Source organism: Algibacter sp. R77976, assembly GCF_044594645.1.
GTDB lineage: Bacteria > Bacteroidota > Bacteroidia > Flavobacteriales > Flavobacteriaceae > Algibacter_B.
In genome coordinates, this window is record NZ_CP138989.1 from 426456 (window position 1) to 449030 (window position 22575).

Below are 22575 nucleotides of genomic sequence, written 5' to 3' on the forward strand. Positions count from 1 at the left end.
GCTTATAAAAAGTATTAAAGGTGTTGGCGAGAAAACGGCTATTTATTTTATAATAGCAACTAAAGGGTTTAAGGTCTTTGACTCGGCTAGAAAACTAGCCTGTTATGCAGGAGTTGCACCTTTTGAGTACAGCTCAGACTCAAGTATTAGAGGAGGTACTAAAGTTAATCATATGGCAGACAAAACAATGAAGTCTTTACTTCAAATGTGCGCCTTATCAGCCGTAAAGCATGATGCACAATTAAAAGCTTATTACTTAAGAAAACAAGATGAGGGGAAAAATAAAATGTTGGTTCTAAATAATGTGAGATGTAAAATTATAGGTCGAATTTTTGCTGTAATTAATAGAGATTCTCCTTTTGTAGACACTTATAAATTTGTCGCATGATTTTTAACGAAAACTATTTGTTTTCTATCATAGAATACGCGGAGTTTATAATTAGTTTAGGCAATAGATTTCTTAATGTTCATCCAAGGTTAAATTAAAGTAGGATAAATAGATTTACTTTTTTAGTATGATTTCAGCCTTAATTATATTTAAGCTTCGATTTTCTGAAGAAACTAAAAGCCCTTTAAAGGTGTATTTCCCATCTTCTTCAATTTTAATTTTTGAATTTTTTCCCACAAAGCTCCAATTAGTTTTCCCAAAAACAGAAGTTTTTACTTCACCAATTGTTATACTTTTATCCATTGGATCTATTTCAAGTCCTCCATATTTTTCTCCATTTCTTTCTATCGCAATCCTAAATCTTAAAATTACATCATCTTCATATTCAACATCTATATCAGACCAAATACCAATTTCATCTCCCTTTTTAAGTTCTAAAGTTGCCTCTTTTACAACTAAATTGCTTTCTTTTTCTGGACTTAACGCATTAATCTTAAGTCTTCCAACTTCTTCTCCTGTCAAAGCAGTACATCCTAGAACTAATAATGAAATACTAATAAAAATAATTAAGTTTTTCATTTTATACTTTTTTTTAAAAAATACTTATAATTGGATATTTACACTTAAGATTTAAGTAAACCAACTACTATTTAGGAAATTTCCCTCGAATCTCATCCAAACACAAATTATGAATACTTCCAGCATGTGTATGTTGCTTAGATGTATCAGGAACATAAGTGCCATCTTGCACTTGCCCTCCTATTTTCTGGTAAGCTTCTCTAAACGATTGCCCTTCTACAACTAGTGTATTGATATTATCTACTGTGAATAAATACTTGTATTTATCATCATGTATGTCTACATCTTTAACAATAATCTGCTGAATCGAATAATTATAAATATCTAGAATATCTTTTATCTCTTCAAAAGCTGCAATTATGTTTTCCTTTATTAACTGATAATCTCTATGGTAACCGCTTGGTAAATTATTAGTTATTAATATCATTTCGCTTTGTAGTGCTTGTATTTTATTACACTTTCCTCTAATTAACTCAAAGACATCGGGATTCTTTTTATGAGGCATAATACTACTTCCTGTAGTTAACTCGTCTGGAAAAGAAAGAAAATCAAAATTCTGACTCATATACAAACAAGTATCCATTGCAAACCGCGCCAAAGTATTTGCTAAACTACCTAATGCTGCTGCTATGGTACGTTCGTTTTTCCCTCGTCCCATTTGGGCTGCAACCACATTATATTTTAAGGTAGCAAACTCCATTTCTTTGGTGGTTAATTCTCTATCAATCGGAAACGAACTTCCGTAACCAGCCGCCGAACCTAATGGATTTTGATCTACGGTTTTAATGGCAGCATCTAGCATATAAACATCGTCTACCATTAACTCTGCATAAGCAGAAAACCACAACCCAAATGATGATGGCATGGCTACTTGTAAGTGTGTATAACCTGGTAATACTTTATCTTTATAAGTATCGGCTAAATTTAAAAGCGTATCAAAAAGTGTTTTAGTTTTCTCCTTTACAAGACCTAAATTCTCTTTGTAATATAAATGGCAGGCCACTAAAACTTGATCATTTCTAGAACGTGCTGTGTGGATTTTTTTACCAACTTCACCAAGGCTTTTTGTTAATTCAAATTCAATTTTAGAATGCACATCTTCAAACTGCTCGTCAATAACAAACGTGCCGTTTTCAATTTGTTCTTCTAAAACTTTTAATCCGCCTAACAATTCCACTAATTCTTCAACGGAAATAATGCCGATTTTCTGAAGCATTTTAGCATGTGCTTTTGATGCTATAACATCATACTTTGCTATATGTATATCGATTTCTCTATCGTTTCCAACAGTAAATTGTTCTATTTTTTTATCGATTGATATGCCTTTATCCCAGAGTTTCATTTCCTAAAATTTTTTATTTATTGATTTGTTGATCTGCTTAGACGATTACTCGATTTAACAATTCAACATATATTTTTACACCTTCTTCTATTTCGTTCACATAAATAAATTCATTAGCTGAATGCGAACGTGTGCTATCTCCTGGCCCTAATTTCAAACTTGGACAACTTAATGCTGCTTGGTCTGATAATGTTGGAGAACCATATGTACTTCTACCCATCGCTACGCCAGCTTTCACCAAATCATGCTCTACTGGAATGGATGATGAATTTAATCGTAAACTACGTGGTTTAATACTTGTAACTGGTGCTTTTTCTTGTAAAATTTTTGCGATTTCAGCGTTACTATACGCATCATTCACACGAACATCGACCACTAAATCTACGTGACCTGGCACCACATTATGTTGCGAACCTGCATTAATTTGTGTAACTGTTAATTTTACATCGCCTAAAGCTTTGGAGCCTTTTTCAAACTTAAAATCTTTGAACCATTGTAAAGCATCAATCGTATTATAAATTGAATTATTATCGTTTGGATGTGCCGCATGACTTGGCGTACCATCAATTACAACATCAAAGACAACCAAGCCTTTTTCAGCTACAGCTAAATTCATTAAAGTAGGTTCGCCTACAATAGCCACATCAACTTCTGGAATTATGGAAAGCATACTATTTAGCCCATTTGGACCGCTACTTTCTTCTTCCGCGGAAGCGACAATAACTAGATTATATTTTAAATTTTCGTGATTATAAAAATGGGTGAACGTCGCTATTAACGAGACTAAACAACCGCCGGCATCATTACTTCCTAGTCCGTATAGTTTTCCGTCTTCAACAAAGGCTTTAAAAGGATCGTTGGTGTAAGCAGAATTAGGTTTAACCGTATCATGATGTGAATTTAACAACAATGTTGGCTTACCTGCTTCAAAATGTTTATTAACTGCCCAAACATTATTCTTGGTACGCTTAAAATCGATATCGTAGCGTTTAAACCAATCTTCGATATGAGCTGCAGTAGGAGCTTCTTCAGATGAAAAAGATTGTGTTTCTATCAGCTTTTTTAAAAGCGATATAGCATCTTGCGTTAAATCTGGTATCGCCATTATAAAGTTATTGTTGTAAAATTATTATTCGCTTGAGTTAACATAGATGTATTTCCCATATTAATATTATGTACGCCATGACGCAATGCATTAAAACAATTTTCAAGTTTAGGAAGCATTCCATCCACAATTACACCTTGTTCTAATAGCTCCTTATACACCTTTGAATCTATATGTTTTACTACAGAATTTTTATCATTTATATCTCTTAAAACGCCATTAAACTCAAAACAATAATAAATTGAAGTTTCGTATAAATTACTCATTCCAACCGCCACTTGTGAGGCTATGGTATCTGCATTAGTATTTAAAAGTTGTCCGTTACCATCGTGTGTAATGGCACAAAATACCGGCGTAAAATCGGCTTGAATCAATTTATCAACTGAGTTATAAGCTATCGCTTTAACATCGCCAACAAATCCAAAATCTATATCTTTTACTGGTCGTTTATCAGATTTAATACTGTTAACATCTGCACCAGTTAATCCTATGGCATCCGTATTTAAAGCCTGTAATTTTGCGACTATATTTTTATTTACTAAACCGCCATAAACCATAGTAATAACTTCTAAAGTATCGGCATCAGTAATTCTACGACCATTTACCATTCTAGATTCTATGCCTAATTTGGAAGCGATAATTGTTGCTCGTCTTCCGCCACCGTGCACTAAAATTTTCTTTCCTTCTAAACTAGAAAATAATTTTAAAAACGCAACTAAAGCGGTTTCATCTTCAATGATGTTTCCTCCTATTTTTACTATGGATAGTTTTTCTTTATGCATTTTCTAATATCTTTTTAAGCACTAATTGCGCAGCATAGGTTCTGTTATTTGCTTGTTGGATTACTAACGAACTATCTGTATCTAAAACGGCATCTTCAACAACCACATTTCGTCTAACAGGTAAGCAATGCATGAATTTAGCATCGCCAAGTTTATCTTTAGTAATCATCCAATTAGGATCTGTATTTACCACTTTTCCGTAATCTTGATACGAGCTCCAGTTTTTTGTGTATACAAAATCGGCATCTTTAAACGCTTCCTCTTGATTGTGATAAATTGGTGTATCTCCTGTAATTTCTGGGTTTAAATTGTAACCTTCTGGGTTTGCAATAACGAATTCAACATCCATTTTTTGCATAACTCGAGTAAAGCTATTTGCTACGGCATGTGGCAATGCTTTTATATGTGGCGCCCAACTTAAAACGACTTTTGGTCTTTTAACCTTGGCATGTTCTGAAATAGTAATTGCATCAGTTAACCCTTGTAACGGATGTCCTGTAGCGCTTTCCATATTCACAACGGGCACAGATGCATACTTTTTAAAGGCATTTAAAACCTGCTCGCTATTATCCTTTTCTTTATCGGTTAAGGTAGGGAATGCTCTTACCGCAATTATATCGCAATATTGAGATACTACCGCGGCAGCTTCTTTAATATGTTCTGCGGTATTACCATTCATAACAGTTCCGTCGCCAAACTCAATACCCCAAGCATCACCTGAAACATTCATTACTATAGGATCCATTCCTAAGTTTAAAGCTGCTTTTTGTGTGCTTAAACGCGTACGCAAACTTGAATTAAAGAATAATAAACCTAATGTTTTGTTTTGTCCTAATCCTTGATGCTTTAATGGATTGCTTTTTAATGCCTTTGCATCTTCAATCCAAGAGTTGATATTGTCTATATCGTTTATCGACGTGTAATGTTTCATTCCTACTTTAATTTAATCTATTTTCAATTCCCACTGCTGATGGATAATTCCTGTTTTTTGTGATGGATACTTATCGCTAACAGCAACAAAACCAAATTTTTTATAAAACGCTAATGCCGTTTCTCTGGCGCTTAATTTAATTATAAACAGTTCCTTTCCTTTACTATATTTTATTAACTCTTTTACTAATTCTGAGCCAACACCCTGATTTTGGTAAGCTGATTTTATAGCCATTTGAGAAATCACACTTGTTTTGCTCTCTATATTTAATCGGCCTGTACCAACAACTTCATTCTCTTTTAAACACACTAAATGTATTCCGTTTTCTTCAAAATTATCTTGAATTAAATCTGAACTATTTTTCATATTCTTAAAAAACAATTCTTTTCTAATTACTACAGCTTCTTTATAAAAAGAATCTTTTATATCGACATATTTCAAGTCAAAACTAGACAAACTATTTTATTTTAGTAAACGCTACTTTATCATCAAATGCATTGATTATAAAATTATCTTCCAAACCATTTACTATCCAAGTTTCAATATTTGCCGACTTAGTTACAGCAGCCGCTTCTATTTTAGATTCCATTCCACCACTACCGTGTGATGATTTTGAACTCACAACTTGCGCTCTAAGCGTATCAAAATCTTCAACAACTTTTATAGTTTCTGGAGTTCCATTTTCAATAGATGCTTTGGTGTAAATTCCATTGGTATTGGTTGCTATAATACATAAATCAACACCTAAAAGTGATGCAGTTAATGCAGCAAGTTTATCGTTATCGCCAAACTGAATTTCGTCTGTAGCTACCGTATCATTTTCATTAATAATTGGGATATAACTATTATTAACTAATACCTTAATGGTATTCATGATGTTGGTTCTGCTTTCTTCTTTTTCAAAATCTGAATAAGACAATAAACATTGTGAGCTTAACAAGCCATATTCTCTAAAAATCTCTTGATAAATACGAATTAAATGCGGTTGCCCGATAGACGCTAAAGCTTGTTTTACAAAAACTTCTTTTTGTTTACTCTCCAGTTTTACAAACTGTTTAGCAACAGCAATGGCACCAGAACTTACAATTATAAACTCGCAAGTATCTTGAAGTTTTGCAATTTGATTCGCAATATCCTCAATTTTACCACGCGATAAATTATCGGTTTCTTTAGTTAGCGTGTTAGAGCCAATTTTTAGTAATATGCGTTTCTTTTTCATCTACTTAAAAATTCATCAACTAATGAATAGTTATTTCTTGTTATCAACAAACAATTCGCTTTATTTTTAAATGCCCATAATAGGCTTGCATTTTTATCTTGTTTGTCCAGTTCCGTGAACATACCATTTATTGGTTACCAAATGTTGTAAACCTATAGGCCCGCGTTGGTGTAATTTATCTGTACTAATAGCTAATTCGCCACCTAAACCAAACTCGAAACCATCTGTAAATCTGGTTGACGCATTATGGTAAACCGCACCACAATCTACACTAGCCATAAAGTTTTCGGCAGCACCTTCTGCGCTTGTTACTATGGTAGCAGAATGACCTCCGCTATACTTATTAATCATTTCAATAGCTTCTAGTGTATTTGCTATACTACCAATTACTATTTTATAATCTAAAAATTCTTTATACCAAATGTCATCACTTTCAATCTGTTTAACCGATTTGTATTCAGCTAAAGATTCATCGCCTAGAATTTCGACATTATGTGCTTCTAAACGCACTAATAAGTCTTGAATAAATTGCGCTCTATTTGGCAAATCATTATCGATTAAAACCTTATCGACAGCATTACATCCAGAAACCTTTTGGGTTTTTGCATTTACAATAATATCTACAGCCATAGCAGCATTGGCATGCTTATGCACATACACAAAGTTATTTCCACGTCCGCTAACAATAACAGGACATTTAGCATTTAGCTTTACAAATTCGATTAATCGCTCGCCTCCTCTTGGAACTATTAAATCTAAAGTTTGGGTTGGGTTTTCTAAAAACGCCTGAGTCTCGGTACGGTTGTAATTTAAATACTCAACCCATTCTGTACTCACATCGTTTACTTGTAATGCTTTGTGCCATAAATCGACAATAGCCAAGTTAGAATTTAAAGATTCTTTACCACCTTTTAATAAAATTTTGTTTCCCGATTTAAACGCAATCCCACCTGCTTCAATAGTAACATCTGGACGTGATTCATAGATAATCATTACCGTACCAAAAGAGGCCGTTCGGTTATAAATTTGCATACCATTATCGTGCGTAAAACTAAAACGTTCTACACCAACAGGATCTTCTAATTCTGATAATTGACGTAAAGACTCAACCATGCCTTCAATTTTAGCGTCGTTAACTTTTAAACGATCACTCATAGCTAAATCACTATCATCATAACTTTCCATGTCTATTTTGTTAGCATCTAGGATAGTCTGTGCGTGTTCTTTAACCAATTCCTTCATGGAATTTAATACCGCATTACGTTTATGTATACTTAATGTTTTATTCATTTTTCTAACTTGCAATTACTGGTTGTTCAACCTCAGCTAACGCCTCTATTAGCGCTTCAAAAAACATATTTAAATGCTCTTTTCTAACCGTTAAAGGCGGTAATATTCTTAATAATTTTTTATTCATGGCACCACCTGTAAAAATAAAATGGTTATAAATAAGTTTCTTTCTAAGTTCGCCAACTTCAAAATCAAATTCTAGACCTAACATCAAACCCTTTCCTTTAACCTTTTTTATTTGCGGAATAGTTTTGGCTAATTTCATAAAATAGCACCATATCTCATTTACATTATCCATCAATTTATCCTCTTCTATAACATTTAATACAGATAAACCAGCAGCACAAGCCAAATGATTACCTCCAAAAGTAGTTCCTAACATGCCGAATTTAGCTTCGATATCTGGATGAATTAAAACACCTCCAATTGGAAACCCATTACCCATTCCTTTAGCAATAGAAATAATATCTGGGGTTACGCTATAATATTGAAACGCAAAGAATTTACCCGAACGCCCATAACCAGATTGTACCTCATCGGCAATAAACATCGTGTTATTTGCTTTACAAAGCGCATCAACTTGTTCAAAAAACTCCACTGTTCCTTCATCTAAACCACCAACACCTTGTATAAACTCAACAATAACAGCACAAACATCGCCCTTTTCTAATTCAGCCTTAACTCCTTCAACATCATTTAACGGTAAAATAGTTACTGCTTGTTGTGCATTAATAGGCGCAATAATGTTCTTATTATCGGTTGCCGCTACAGCTGCCGATGTACGGCCATGAAACCCATTATTAAAAGCCACAACACGCTTTTTTCCTGTTTTAAAAGATGCTAATTTTAAAGCATTCTCGTTAGCCTCGGCTCCAGAATTACATAAAAACAATTCGTAGTCTTTGCATCCAGAAAGTGATTCTATTTTATCTGCTAATTCCTTTTGCAAAGGGTTTTGAATAGCATTAGAGTAAAACCCAAGTTTTGAAACCTGATTCGTAATGGCTTTAACATATTTTGGGTGAGCATGTCCTATAGACATCACAGCGTGACCTCCGTAAAGATCTAAATATTCTTTTCCGTTTTCATCGTAAACATAAACACCTTTTCCTGAAACTGGCGTTACATCGTACAACGGATAAACATTAAATAATGGCATTTTAATTCTTTTTTAGTTGGTTTATTTTTTCAAATGAAGACACAATGCCTTGTATTAAAGCAGAGCTTAACCCTTGGTGTTCCATTTCATTTAAGCCTTCAATAGTACAACCACTTGGCGTGGTTACTCTATCAATTTCTTGCTCTGGATGTCTTCCAGATTCAATCAATAAACTAGCAGAACCAAAACATGTTTGTACTGCCAATTCGTGTGCTTCTTCAGCTTCAAAACCTAACTGAATAGCTCCTTGAGTTGTAGCACGCACAAGGCGCATCCAAAACGCAATACCACTAGCACAAATAACGGTTGCCGCCTGCACTAAATCTTCTGGAATCACCATAGTTGTTCCTAATTGATTAAATATATCTTCAGCCAAAGGCACCTCATCTTGTCCCGCAGTATTAGCCGCAATACAGGTCATAGACTTACCAATAGAAATTGCCGTATTAGGCATAATTCTAATAATTTTTTTATCTGCTCCTAAAATATTTTCAATCCTAGCCGTATCAACACCAGCAGCAACAGACATAATAATATGACTATCGGTAATTAAAGCTTTTACACTTTCCAAAACCCCATCAATATGCTTGGGTTGCAATGCAAAAAGTACAATATCCGAATTCTTAACAGCAAGTTCGTTATCACTTGTTATAAAAACATGCTCAACACTTTCAAAACTCTTAACAGCTTTGGTATTTCTATCGCTTAGATATAATGATGTAAACGACTTATTTTTTATAAGTCCCTTCGCAATCGAACTCCCTAAATTACCTGTACCTATTATGGCTATTTTCATGACTACTAATATTTAGAAGCCTCCCCTAACCCCTCCACGGGAGGGGGATGCTTACTCTTACTTTTTATTTTATTTAACTAACGTACTCATACGTACATCCTTACTCTAATCCCTCCCTTTTGGGGAGGCCAGGTGGGGCTTCCCTAAAAATATGTTGCTTTTAAACCTAATCCTGTTGTTTCCTCTAAACCAAACATTAAATTCATGTTTTGAACCGCTTGTCCAGAAGCACCTTTTAACAAATTATCAATCACACTAGTAATTAATAATTTACCATTATGTTTATGTAAATGCACTAAACACTTATTGGTATTAACAATCTGTTTCAAATGTAAAAAATCGTCCGATACAAATGTAAACTTAGCGTCTTTATAAAATGATTTATATATGTCTTTAGCATCTTCTACAGAACCTTCAAAATCGGTATACATGGTTGCAAAAATCCCTCTAGAAAAATCACCTCTATTTGGCATAAAAATAATCTCGGAATCAAAATTACTCTGTAATTGATTTACCGTTTGATTAATTTCTCCTAAATGCTGATGCGTAAATGGTTTGTAATACGAAAAGTTATTATCTCTCCACGTAAAATGTGTTGTAGCAGATAATGATGTCCCAGCGCCTGTAGCCCCAGTAACCGCATTAATATGCACATCTTTATTAATTAAACCAGCATCTGCCAATGGTAATAATCCTAATTGAATTGCTGTTGCAAAACACCCAGGATTTGCAATATAATTTGCGTTTACGATAGCCTCTTTATTTAGTTCTGGCAAACCATAAACAAAGGTTTTACCTTCAAAAACTTTAGCGTCTTCTAATCTAAAATCATTTCCTAAATCGATAATTTTTGTGTTATCTGAAAACGTATTAGCAGACAAAAATTTCACCGAATTACCATGACCTAAACATAAAAATAGCGCATCAACATCGGGATTTACGGTGTCTGTAAATTTCAAATCTAATGTACCAACTAAATCTTGGTGTATTTTACTAATCTTGTTTCCAGCGTTACTTGTGCTAAAAACAAAATCAATCTCAGTTTCAGGATGATTAATTAATAATCTAATTAATTCTCCGGCAGTATAACCTGCGCCTCCAATAATTCCAACCTTAATCATAGCTTAAGAATTTACTTGTCTGTATATTTTATTTTGATTTCCTAGAATTTTAATAAATCCTTTAGCATCATCAGCAGTCCACGCTTTGTTTTCTTCACCATAAGTACTAAACTTACTAGACATTAAATCATGTTTAGAAACAATTCCATCTAAAGAAAAATGGTATGGTTTTAAAGTAGCCACAACATCACCCGAAACCATTTTTTGTGAGCTTTGTAAGAACGCTTCTGTATCACGCATTACCGGATCTAAATATTGTCCTTCGTGCAAATGCATACCATAAAAACTAGATAAATATTCTTTGTGTTGTAATTGCCATTTTGTTAACGTGTGCTTCTCTAATAAATGATGTGCTTTAATAGTTATTAAAGCCGCAGCAGCCTCAAAACCAACACGTCCTTTAGTCCCAACAATAGTATCTCCAACGTGAATATCTCTACCTATAGCGTAAGGTGAAGCTAAATTACTCAAAACCTCAATGTTAATTTCAGGATCGTTTTCTACACCATTTATAGCAACTAATTCTCCTTCAACAAAAGTTAACTTTACTTTTTCTTCTTCAGCATGTTTTAATTGCGATGGATAAGCTTCTTCTGGCAAAGGTTTTTCAGACTCTAAAGTCTCAACACCTCCAACACTAGTTCCCCAAAGCCCTTTGTTAACAGAGTATTTAGATTTCTCCCAAGGCATATCAATACCTTCAGATTTTAAATAATCTATTTCTTCTTGTCTTGTTAATTTTTGATCTCTAATTGGCGTAATAATTTTAATATTTGGCGCCAAGGTTTGGAAAATCATATCGAAACGGACTTGATCGTTTCCTGCTCCAGTACTACCATGTGCAATATATTCTGCACCAATACTTTTAGCATATTCTACAATTTCTATAGCTTGAATAATACGTTCTGCACTTACAGAAAGTGGATACGTACTATTTTTTAAAACGTTTCCAAATATTAAATACTTGACTACTTTTTTGTAAAATGTAGCAATGGCATCAATATTCTTGTATGTAGAAACACCCATTTTATAAGCATTGCTTTCTATATGCTTAATTTCTTCACTTGTAAAACCACCAGTATTTACACTTACAGCGTGAACATCGTATTCTTTTGATAAACTTACCGCGCAATATGAGGTATCTAAACCTCCACTATATGCTATTACTAATTTTTTCATTTTTTTAATTATATATAACTTATTCTTCTTTGTATTTTAATTGCCCAATAACAGATTCAAAACAGGCATTAACATAATATTTAAAACTAAATTCATCTCGTAACTTCCCTAATTTTTCAAGTTCTTCAACCAAGACCGTAGACATATTTGATAAGCGAACATGTGTCATTCCTAACAATTCGTTATAATGATGTACTTTAGGTGTTTGCGCCACCGAAATTAGATAAAATTCAGAAAATAATTCGGTCATTCTAGCCATTAATAACAAACCAAGATTATAACTTCTGCATTCACGATTTACCCATAAGGACGTACGCTCAAATACAGAATGCCCTTTAACAAGATGTTCGTGAACAAAAATATGTCCATAAATCTGGTCATTTTTTTTCAAAATAAAGCACCCATTTCCAACACGTCTTTTAAGCATTTCAATATCAACAAAATACAAGGTATCAAGTTCTTTTGATCTTTCTGAAATAATTTCTAAAGATTTATTTGAAAGTTTATAAACCAACTTAATCTCTATATCTTGTTCATCACAATATAGCTCCGCTTGTTCTATAACCGTATTTATATCCATGTGTAATGCAGTATTCATTTAGTTTGTTGTTTTTCAAAAACATCATTCCATTTAAGCAATTACTTAAAAACCAAAATTTGGTTCTTAAACTTAAATTACTCATTAAAGCATATTGCTTTAAGAATGATTAAATTGAATTCATAAAAAATAACGAAAATTCGAAAGCCCATAGCTTTCTTAAACTGAATAGCCCCTAGGGGCGAGTTTGAGGAAAACGCACAACAGCCGTTCTAGTAAATGCTACTAAAACAAAAGAGATAAGAGATATGTTGTTTCCTGTTTCCACTGAATAACTACCTTAACTATTAACTCTAAATCGTCGGCGTGAGCCCCTTTCGTTAATATAAGGCGTAAAATTACAACTTATTATGGATTAAGCAACATTAAATCCATAATTGTTTCTGTCTAGAAAACAAAATTGAATAACATTTCTAGTACAACCTAGAATAAACTTAATTTTTATACTTAAACACTCTTGAAGAAACCTTTGTTGCAGAAGGAAAATCTGTTGGCACATCTATTAAAGTTACCTTATTTGTCGCAGCCCATTCTACACCTCTAGTTAATAATGTAATAAAACCAACACATTCAAACGATGTTGTATCATGGCCTAGTGTAGTATGAAAAACTCTGCCTTTACCATAGTTAATAACCATAGCTACAGGCTCCTTTTGCTCTAATTCTGGAGCTTTTTTTGTAGAGACTGCTGTTGCAAGAATGGTAACGTTTTCTGCTGGCCCTCTTAAAAAAGCATAACACTCATCTTTGGCATGCATCCATGTAGTTGGCAAACCTTTAGTAATTGGGTGTTCGGTATTATAATTTGCAACTAGAAATGGCTCTCCTTTTCCGTGAGAACCCCCTTTACCAGCGCTATAATCTTTTTTTGGTTTATTATCTTTGTCTACATAGAGATATGGCCCATCTTTTTCGGTTCTACCACCCCAACCACCAATAGCAATCATCTTATTATACGCCTCCCATTTAGGGAAACTATTGTCGGCAGCATGTACACTTACAAAGCCACCACCATTTTTAATATACGCATCAAAATTAGCTTTTGTTTCTTCCGGCCAAGACGCAGCTTGCCAACCAAAATTAGAAATTACTACATCGTATTTTGAAAATTTTGGATTAAAATCTGGATCAGTTTTAGGTTTCCCATCAATGCCATTGAGCGTTTTTTTGGCCAAAGGCAACCAATCTTTAAACTTCTCACTTTTATTTAAAAATTGAGTTCTAGAAATATCTACTTTAAACAATCCCGTATCTTCTAGATACTGTTTCATCATGATTGTTGACTTTGGCCATACAGTATGGTTATTTTGTCCATCAACAATTAGAACTTTAATCTTTCTTTTACATACATTACTATAAGATGTGTTTGTAAAAAAACAAAATACTATTAATAAAAAAGCGATACGTTTCATCATCATTTAAAATTGTTATTATTATAATTCTCTAACCCAAATATTTCTATAACTCACACCACTATTATCTCTATGGTCTTGTAATTTTATTGATGCCTTTCCGTGTGGTTTATTTTTGGGCCACCCAATAAATTCTGTTGTTCCTTTAATTTGATAATGGTCTTGTATTAACACGCCATTATGCAATACAGTTATTGTTCCAGATTTTATTTTATCGCCCGTTTTATTAAACTTTGGCGCACGCTATATAATATCGTAAACATTCCAACTACCCGTTTTTGAAGACGCATTAGCCAACGGAATGCTTTGTTTATAAATAGATCCCACTTGACCATTTACATAAGTTTCATTATCGTTATTATCTAAAACCTGAACTTCATACCTGTTTTGAATAAACACACCACTATTAGAGCGGTGCTGACCTTCTCCTGTAATTTCTTGAGAAGATTTCCATTCAATATGAAGTTGCATATCTCCAAAATCACGTTTGGTTTGTATGTCGCCTGCCTTATTTTTAACAGTCATGCTTTTATCTGGATTTAAAACCCATTTTACAGCTAAAGAATCTTTAGACGCCACCCATTCATCAAAATTAGAACCATCAAAAAGCACAATAGCATCAGAAGGTATTTTTGTAGCCTCATCTACAGTTACCACTTTTGGTTTTGGCTCCCAAACTTCGGTTGCTTCTGGCTTTGTAGGTTCAACACCCGGCCCTTCTTCAAACGTTTTTATCAGTTCCATTTCTTTTGGCGCTTCAGAATATTCATTTCTGCAAGAAAAAAACAGTAAACCCAAAAACAAAATTAGAATCTTATTCATTATGAATTTTAGTTAAATACCTAAGACACTTTTCAAAAAATCTTCATCAATATCGCCACCAGCAAAATCATCAAAACTACGTCCAGCAGCTTCTATAATATGCTTTTTAATAAACGGCGCACCTTCTCTTGCACCTTGTTCAGAAGATTTTATACAACATTCCCATTCCATTACTGCCCAAACATCAATTCCATATTTAGTTAATTTTGAGAAAATACTTTTAAAATCTACCTGACCGTCTCCTAAACTTCTAAAACGGCCAGCACGGTCTTTCCAATCAGAATATCCACCATAAACACCCTGTCTTCCTGTTGGGTTAAACTCGGCATCTTTTACATGAAACGCTTTAATACGCTCATGATAAATATCTATAAACGACAAATAATCTAATTGCTGTAATACAAAATGACTTGGGTCGTACAATATATTGGCCCGACTATGGTTTCCTGTAGCTTCCAAAAAACGCTCATAAGACACACCATCATGTAAATCTTCTCCCGGGTGAATTTCGTAACAAATATCCACACCATGTTCGTCAAAATGATTTAAAATTGGCAGCCATCTGTTTGCTAATTCCTTGAAGCCCATTTCTACCAATCCGTTTGGTCGTTGCGGCCAAGGGTAAACCGTATGCCACATTAATGCTCCAGAAAATGACGCATGTCCTGTTAAGCCTAGTCGTCCACTAGCTGTTCCAGATTTTTTTACAAAATCAATTGCCCATTCCGTTCTCGCTTTCGGGTTTCCTCTTACATGTTCTGGCGCAAAACCATCAAACATGGTATCGTAAGCTGGATTTACCGCAACTAATTGCCCCTGTAAATGGGTAGATAATTCTGTGATTTCCAATCCGTATGAATTCACTTTACCCTTAAGTTCGTCACAATACGTCTGACTTTCAGCAGCCTTTTCAACATCTATTAAACTCGATTCCCAAGTTGGAATTTGAATCCCTTTATATCCTAAATCCGACGCCCATTTGCACATGCCATCTAAACTGTTAAATGGTGCTTCGCTTCCTGCAAATTGTGCTAAAAAAACAGCAGGTCCTTTTAATGTTTTCATATTATATTGTTTTTTATGGCGTTACCGCAAGGGTCGGGCTTTACGCTACAAGTCCTCGCACCTCCTTTGTCGGGCTGTGGGCTTTCCACTTCAATCCCTAACGCACTATCCGCCAATTGTAGTTTTTATATTAATCAAATTTTGTCCAAGCAGCATTATTCTTATCACTTGCAACTGCAGCATAAATAAATTTCATGCCACGCACGCCATCTTTTGCCGTTGGGTAATCTGGTTTTTCTATGGTTTCACCATTTAAAACAGCCATTAAATGTGTTGCAAAGTTTTTATAAATAGTTGCAAAAGCTTCTAAATAACCTTCTGGATGCCCTGCAGGAATTCTAGAAACATTTAATGCCTCATCATACAAATCATTCCCATTTGGTGTAAATATTTTTACAGGTTTATCTAACCAATGTGTTTTTAATTGATTAGGGTTTTCCTGTTGCCATTCCAAACTGCCTTTTTCTCCATATACTTTTATAGCTAAGCTATTTTCTTCACCTAAAGCAATTTGAGAAAAAGACATGGTGCCTTTAGCCCCATTTTCCATACGGAGTAATAAATTACCATCATCATCTAAAGTTCTACCTTCACCAAAAACACCTAGATCGGCAGCTAATTCTTCTATTTTTAAGCCAGTAATATATTCTAATAAATTTTCAGCATGTGTTCCAATATCACCTAACGCACCACCAATTCCAGAACGTTTTGGGTCTACTCTCCAAGAGGCTTGTTTTTGCCCTGTTTTTTCAACTGAAGTGGACAACCAACCTTGCAAATATTGCACTTGTATTTTTCTAATAGCGCCTAAATCTCCTTTAGCAACCATTGCTTTTGCTTGCTTTACCAAAGGGTGTCCCGTATAATTATGAGTTAACGCAAATAACTTTCCGCTTTTTTCTACAATTTCTTCTAAAGCTATAGCCTCTTCTAAAGTTAAGGTCATAGGTTTATCACTCACCACATGAAAACCATTTTCTAAAGCCATTTTTGCTGGTGGAAAATGCATATGATTTGGGGTTACTATAGACACAAAGTCCATACGCACCCCTTCAGGAAGTTCTTTCTCTTTAGAAATCATCTCTTCAAAAGTCCCATAACACCTATCTTCTGGAAGATATAGAGCTTTCCCAGAAGCAATTGATTTTTCAGCACTACTACTAAAAGCACCACACACCAATTCTATCATGCCATCAATTGACGACGCTTTTCTATGTACATCTCCAATGAATGATCCGGTGCCACCACCAATCATTCCCATTCTTAATTTTCTTGCCATATATTAATTATGCTTGATTCGTTTTTTCTCTTTTTTTCATATAGATATTTAAACCTATAAATGCCACTATTAAAATTGCTGGCAAAACAGACATGGTGCGCAATGCTTCTCCAGCACCACTTGCGCCATCCATTAACTTCCCCATAATTGGTAATACTAATGATACAGAAAACATACCTGCACCTCCCATAATTGAAAGCCCTAGTGCTCCTGTTTCTGGCAAATATTCAGCTACAAAACCTAACATAGTAGGCCAAAAGAATGTAACCCCAACAGCAAATACTGCAGCAGCTACAAACGTCATTCCTCCACTTGTAATAGTAAGCAACCATAAGCCAACAAACGTGAATATTGCAGAATACAACAACATACCCGAAGGACTTAATTTATGTACAACTGGGCCTGCAAACAAACGTCCTAAAGCCATAATGCCATTTATAAAAGCCAAGACTAATAAAGGAGCAGCGACAGATTCTTTTAACAAGGATTCTATACGTTGCGTTGTACCTAATTCTGAAGCAGCCGTTAAAAACATACAAGCTACCATAAATAAGAATAGTGGTTTTAAAACACTAATAAACATCTTTTTATTACTAACTCCCATTTGAACGCGCTCGGTAACAGGGAATTTCTGACCCAAAAACAATACTGCATAAGCCACTAAAGGAATAAACAATGTTGCCACCATAACTTGCCAGCTCAAACCTAATACGTCCATAACAAGCCAACCTAAAAGCGCACCAATTACAATACCTCCAGGAAACCAAACATGGAACCTGTTAAGCATTTTTGTTTTTTCATCTGGATACATAGAGGCTATCATTGGGTTTAATGCAGCTTCTACAAATCCATTTCCTATTCCAATAAATAAGGTTGCTATAAATAAAGAGGTCATAGAACCGGCCATTAAAGTTAACACAATACCTACGGCATGTGTTATAAAAGCCATCCATGTTATTTTTTTTATTCCTAATATATCTACTAACGGCCCGCCAATAATCATTGCTATGGTAAACCCGAAAAATGCCGGCGCGAAAGCATACCCTAATTGCTCTAAAGTCAAACCAATACCTTCTGGCCCAAATACAGTTTCTAATCTTGCTCTAATAGCAAAAGTCATTGCTGTGGTGATTAATGCTAAACAACTCCCAAGAAAGAGTCGGTTTTTGTTAATGTTTTCCATTTTAAAATATTTAGTTTGGTTAGTTGATAAAATAATGTCAAGTATTTAAAACAAAGTTTGTAAATACTTGAAGCCAATTTTACCTAGTGAAATTATAAAATAATTTTTAAAATAGTGTGTACATTAATTCAATGAAAAAAATTGAACACCCCGAACCATTATGAAAAATTTGCAGCCATATGATTTAATCTGAAACTTTTGGGGGAACATTTTTCATGCTTTTTAAATACTGTTGCAAAATATTGACTGGTTGTAAAACCAGACATATATGCAATTTCTGATACCGATAAATGACTATGCTCAATAAGTAGCTTTTTAGATAAATCTAACCTTTTTAAGGTTAAGTATCTCATAGGCGTAACATTTGTTAAACGCTTGCAATGATGGGTAAACCTCGTTACTCCAACTCCAGCAGATTTAGCCATCAGTTCAACAGTCCAATCTTCTAAAAGATTATTCTCTAATTCTTTTAAAAAATATGTTACACTTCTCGAACTATCTGTTAATGATTCATTTAAAACAATATCATCTGTATTTAATAAATCCAACAACAGAATTAATAAATAATTAATAAGTAATCTAATTTTAGAAGCATTACTCCCAGATTCATCTGTATTTATTGCTTTATATATTCGTAAAAAACAATCGCGAATATTTTGATCGGTTTTCCATATCGATTTTTCGTTTTGTCTTAATATGGTAGTTAGCCTGTCTAAATCTGTTGGTGTTAAAGTAATCCAATCTGGCCAAACCCAATCTTGATGTGGTCTGCGCACACCTAAGTCTATAATTACCCAATAAAACTTACCCATTCCAATATGTGGATTACCTACTTTATGAGCTTCCCAAGGCCGTGTAATGGTTAAATGATTAGGAGTTAAAACAACTTCTTTATTCTCTTGCGAATAAGGCATACTACCCGATTCTAAAAAATGAAATTCAATGCCTTCATTTCTATGCCAATCTAAACCCCAATCTTGTGGTTTACTAGCATCCCAATAGCCAATACTATTAAGCCCGAGTGTATTCTCATCTAATCGATCACCCGGATAGGTATGTCGAGCTAAGGCTTTAAATTTTAATTTCTTTCTATTAAAAGCATCAATTAACGGCAAACAAGTATCAGCATGGTACACCATACCATCACCTTTAAATGGTTCAATTTTTATCTTGTTTACTTTCATTGAAATAATTTGAACATTATCGCAAATTAATTAATAAAACAATCATAAACAAGCTGTACCATTCTCACAAGCCTCAAACTGCTATTAAATCCATTATTTTCTTAACCTAACCTATAAGTTTTACCTCCTAAATAAACTTTCAAATTCTTTCACTAACTTATTACAAACAAGTATGAATATATATTTTATAAATTTGTTTCAGTTATTCAATCAAATATCATTCACCCTATTTTCATTCTATTACAACTATGACTGATTTTAAGTTCGTTTTATGCTTATTAATAACAGTTAGCTCAATTTTAGCAAGTGCTCAAACAACAATTAACGGCTCTATAAAAGATATCAATAACCAACCTATTGAAGGGGCTAGTATTTATATTAAACCTGACATTTTCAGTATTACAAATAGCGAAGGTCTATTTACCTTATTAAATGCTCCTAAAGGAAATTACAATTTAAAAATCTCTCATTTAGGCTTTAAAACCATTTTTGACACTATACAAGTTGACTCAAAAAACAACACCTTCAACTACATTTTAAATCCAGACTTTTTAAATCTACATGCAGTAATCCTAACAGGTAACTTCACACCTAAAACACAATTGGAATCTAGTACATCTGTAAGCAGACTTAACTCCAAATCAATTAATAAAATATACCCTCAAGGCACCGCAAACTTGCTTCAAAATATACCTGGAACATTTACTGATGCTTCAACTGGAGAAGTATTTACAAGAGTTTACACGCGTTGCATTTCTGCTGCTGCAGAAGATGATATGGGTTGGTATTATGTATCTCTACAAGAAGATGGTTTACCTGTTAGCTTAGTTCAACATTCTTATTATGGGCCTGATTTGTTTCATCGTGTAGATTTAACAACATCCAGAGTAGAAGCTTTACGAGGTGGAAGCGCTTCCATAACAGCAATGAACGCACCGGGAGGCGTCTATAATTTTATTTCTAGAAACAATATTTCAGAAAAATTAAATGGTGAAATACAGGTGCAAAATGGTATTCAAGGCGCAAACAACAACCCATTATATAGAATTGATGCGGTTTTAGGTGGAGGATTAGGAAACAAGTGGTTTTTTAATGCTGGTGGACATTACAGACACAATGAAGGCGCCAGGAGTACCGATTTTACATTTAGCAAAGGAGGACAGTTTAAATTCGATATTAAAAAAGAAAACAAGAATGGTTATTTTAAATTTTATGGTAAATATTTAAACGATTTTACCAATAGATACAATGGTGTTGCTGCAACAAACTGGAACAACCCAAAAGCAGCTTTTGGACAAAATTTCAACGCTACAGCCTTATTAATGCCCGAATTTAACGCATCAATCCCCGATGGAAGAGATTTGACTTCTACAAATAGATTCAACCCTGCAAATGGTGTGCATGCTAAAGATTTAGCTTTTGGTATCGATTTATTCCAAAACCTAGGTAATAATTGGTCTGTTAAAAACAACATGAAATTTTCTTCTAAAAAGGCTAACTGGCAAACCTCTATTAGTAATGCTTTTGTTTCTATTAGTGACTTTATACCTTATTACCTAGTAAGTAACGGAAACCCTTTTCCTATTGGGCAAATTGTTTTTAAAGATGTGAACTCTGGAAATGAATTAGCAAGAATAGATAATAGCGGCATTTTTAGTGGAAACCCATCTGAGTATTTAACTTCTGGAACACTTCCAAATGATGCTATAATGGGAACCTCAACTTGGTATAAAGACAATAATGCCGACGAATTCATGCAACAATTAACCCTAAGAAAAGAATGGGATAATCACGATTTAAATTTTGGTTTTGCTACTGGTTTTTCAAACACTTCTGTGTTTACACAAGGTAGTTTTGCATTTTCAACTTACGAAAACAACCCAAGAATGTTACAGGTAACTTTGGAAAATCCAGGTGATTCTGTAATAGCTTTATCTGATGAATTTGGAGTAAGCAACTACGGTGGTTTGTTTTTCACAAACAGCCGTGCTAAAATTAGTCAAATTGCAACTTTTGCAAACGATAGTTGGAAACTATCAGACAAACTAAACCTAGATTTAGGATTACGTTTTGAATCTATAACGCACAAAGGAAGTAACGACCGCTCTACACCATTCACCCAAGTAGGAGGTTTAGACGGTGATGAAACTACAGCCTATGACAATAACATTTTAACACCAACTGGCGAACGTGATAATTTTGATTACAATTATAATTATGTGTCGTATTCTTTTGGCATAAATTATAAATTAACTGACGATGCTTCAATATTTGGCCGTTTATCTCGTGGTAATAAAGCGCCTGAATTAAATTACTATTTCAACAATTTTGCAAACGTTCCTATAAACCAAGCCGGAAAGATTCAAGAAATTAATCAAGTTGAAGTAGGTTTAAAATCTGTATTGAAAAACTTTTCATTTACAAGTACATTATACTGGAGTGCATTAAAAAACATTGGTGTTTCTAATTTTGAATTTGATGACGAATCAGGAAGTATATTTTACACACCAATTCAATTTAACAGCTCACGTACCTTAGGTCTGGAATGGGAAGCTAGTTATAATCCAATTCAGTATTTCGCATTTCGTTTTAATGGTGTTTTACAAGACCCGAAAGCTACAAAATGGAATATATATGATGCTTCTGGAACTGTTGATGCAAGTGATGACAGCATAACAGATTATTCTGGAAACACATTAGCATTCAACCCTAAATTGATGTTTAATTTATCGGCTGAATTCTCAAAAGACAAACTATCTTCTTTTGTTAAATGGAAATACACAGGTAAACGCGAGGGCAATAATGCAAATGCATTCCAATTAGATGCCTATAGTGTTTTTGATGCTGGAGTTGGTTATAAAATTAGCAAGAACATAAGCGCTAATTTATTAGTTACCAATCTTTTTAATTCTGATGGACTTGCTAACTTTTTTGGAGCTAACACGTTTGGAGCAAATTCAAACGGCGTAACTTCTGAGTTTATTAATGAAAACCCAGAGGCAAGCTTTATTGTAGTACCAATTTTACCACGCTCTACTTTATTACAATTGAATTATAGTTTTTAATTTTACATAACATTATTGCATCGACAATAGAAAACAAAAAAGCGAATCTAGTTTTAAACTAGATTCGCTTTTTTTA

General features: G+C 34.0%; 20 protein-coding genes and 1 pseudogene. 2 read left to right on the plus strand and 19 right to left on the minus strand.

The window, feature by feature from the left end; all coding sequences use genetic code 11:
* Positions 1 to 4 precede the first annotated feature (4 nt).
* Entirely contained in the window at positions 5 to 388 is a 384-nt protein-coding gene (locus SJY43_RS01950) for a transposase (RefSeq protein WP_396603379.1), read from the plus strand.
* A 114-nt stretch (positions 389 to 502) separates the two neighbouring features.
* On the opposite strand, the gene SJY43_RS01955 is transcribed toward SJY43_RS01950, so the two are convergent.
* The 19 genes and pseudogenes from SJY43_RS01955 to SJY43_RS02045 all read right to left on the minus strand — a co-directional run bounded on the left by SJY43_RS01955 (position 503) and on the right by SJY43_RS02045 (position 19434).
* Complete coding sequence (locus tag SJY43_RS01955) at positions 503 to 967, minus strand: hypothetical protein (RefSeq protein WP_396602170.1); 465 nt, start codon at positions 965 to 967, stop codon at positions 503 to 505.
* A 67-nt stretch (positions 968 to 1034) separates the two neighbouring features.
* The gene (argH, locus tag SJY43_RS01960; protein ID WP_396602171.1) at positions 1035 to 2309 is read right to left on the minus strand and encodes an argininosuccinate lyase; all 1275 of its coding nucleotides are present in this window, start codon (positions 2307 to 2309) and stop codon (positions 1035 to 1037) included.
* Between the two features lie 37 nt (positions 2310 to 2346).
* On the minus strand, positions 2347 to 3414 hold the full coding sequence (locus tag SJY43_RS01965) for a M20 family metallo-hydrolase (RefSeq protein WP_396602172.1): 1068 nt from the start codon (positions 3412 to 3414) through the stop codon (positions 2347 to 2349).
* A complete protein-coding gene (gene argB / locus SJY43_RS01970) occupies positions 3414 to 4196 on the minus strand; it encodes an acetylglutamate kinase (protein ID WP_396602173.1) in 783 nt (260 codons plus the stop codon). The genes SJY43_RS01965 and argB overlap by 1 nt, the downstream gene beginning before the upstream one ends.
* Entirely contained in the window at positions 4189 to 5127 is a 939-nt protein-coding gene (locus tag SJY43_RS01975; protein ID WP_396602174.1) for an N-acetylornithine carbamoyltransferase, read from the minus strand. The genes argB and SJY43_RS01975 overlap by 8 nt, the downstream gene beginning before the upstream one ends.
* Positions 5128 to 5139: 12 nt before the next feature.
* Positions 5140 to 5583, minus strand: a complete 444-nt coding sequence (locus tag SJY43_RS01980; protein WP_396602175.1) for a GNAT family N-acetyltransferase — start codon at positions 5581 to 5583, stop codon at positions 5140 to 5142.
* Between the two features lies 1 nt (position 5584).
* Positions 5585 to 6346 carry a glutamate 5-kinase gene (gene proB, locus SJY43_RS01985; protein WP_396602176.1) on the minus strand — a complete coding sequence of 254 codons (762 nt, stop codon included), beginning with the start codon at positions 6344 to 6346 and terminating at the stop codon, positions 5585 to 5587.
* Between the two features lie 93 nt (positions 6347 to 6439).
* Positions 6440 to 7636 (minus strand): glutamate-5-semialdehyde dehydrogenase, encoded by a 1197-nt coding sequence (locus tag SJY43_RS01990; RefSeq protein WP_396602177.1) that lies wholly within the window; start codon positions 7634 to 7636, stop codon positions 6440 to 6442.
* Between the two features lie 4 nt (positions 7637 to 7640).
* A complete protein-coding gene (locus SJY43_RS01995; RefSeq protein WP_396602178.1) occupies positions 7641 to 8795 on the minus strand; it encodes an aspartate aminotransferase family protein in 1155 nt (384 codons plus the stop codon).
* A 1-nt stretch (position 8796) separates the two neighbouring features.
* Complete coding sequence (proC, locus tag SJY43_RS02000; protein WP_396602179.1) at positions 8797 to 9591, minus strand: pyrroline-5-carboxylate reductase; 795 nt, start codon at positions 9589 to 9591, stop codon at positions 8797 to 8799.
* Positions 9592 to 9734: 143 nt separating this feature from the next.
* A complete protein-coding gene (gene argC / locus SJY43_RS02005) occupies positions 9735 to 10712 on the minus strand; it encodes an N-acetyl-gamma-glutamyl-phosphate reductase (RefSeq protein WP_396602180.1) in 978 nt (325 codons plus the stop codon).
* A gap of 3 nt (positions 10713 to 10715) precedes the next feature.
* Complete coding sequence (locus SJY43_RS02010; protein ID WP_396602181.1) at positions 10716 to 11891, minus strand: argininosuccinate synthase; 1176 nt, start codon at positions 11889 to 11891, stop codon at positions 10716 to 10718.
* Positions 11892 to 11910: 19 nt separating this feature from the next.
* The gene (locus SJY43_RS02015; protein WP_396602182.1) at positions 11911 to 12489 is read right to left on the minus strand and encodes a hypothetical protein; all 579 of its coding nucleotides are present in this window, start codon (positions 12487 to 12489) and stop codon (positions 11911 to 11913) included.
* 434 nt (positions 12490 to 12923) lie between these two features.
* Complete coding sequence (locus tag SJY43_RS02020; RefSeq protein ID WP_396602183.1) at positions 12924 to 13907, minus strand: ThuA domain-containing protein; 984 nt, start codon at positions 13905 to 13907, stop codon at positions 12924 to 12926.
* Between the two features lie 15 nt (positions 13908 to 13922).
* Positions 13923 to 14723 (minus strand): annotated as a pseudogene (locus SJY43_RS02025) (DUF1080 domain-containing protein).
* Positions 14724 to 14735: 12 nt separating this feature from the next.
* Positions 14736 to 15788: a sugar phosphate isomerase/epimerase family protein gene (locus SJY43_RS02030; RefSeq protein WP_396602184.1), complete on the minus strand. Its 1053-nt coding sequence runs from the start codon at positions 15786 to 15788 to the stop codon at positions 14736 to 14738.
* 130 nt (positions 15789 to 15918) lie between these two features.
* On the minus strand, positions 15919 to 17067 hold the full coding sequence (locus SJY43_RS02035) for a Gfo/Idh/MocA family protein (RefSeq protein ID WP_396602185.1): 1149 nt from the start codon (positions 17065 to 17067) through the stop codon (positions 15919 to 15921).
* 7 nt (positions 17068 to 17074) lie between these two features.
* On the minus strand, positions 17075 to 18250 hold the full coding sequence (locus SJY43_RS02040) for an MFS transporter (protein ID WP_396602186.1): 1176 nt from the start codon (positions 18248 to 18250) through the stop codon (positions 17075 to 17077).
* Between the two features lie 158 nt (positions 18251 to 18408).
* On the minus strand, positions 18409 to 19434 hold the full coding sequence (locus tag SJY43_RS02045; protein WP_396602187.1) for a helix-turn-helix transcriptional regulator: 1026 nt from the start codon (positions 19432 to 19434) through the stop codon (positions 18409 to 18411).
* Between the two features lie 248 nt (positions 19435 to 19682).
* Here SJY43_RS02045 and SJY43_RS02050 point away from each other — a divergent pair, with 248 nt between their 5' ends.
* Positions 19683 to 22499, plus strand: coding sequence for a TonB-dependent receptor (locus SJY43_RS02050; RefSeq protein WP_396602188.1), 2817 nt, complete (start codon positions 19683 to 19685; stop codon positions 22497 to 22499).
* Positions 22500 to 22575 lie beyond the last annotated feature (76 nt).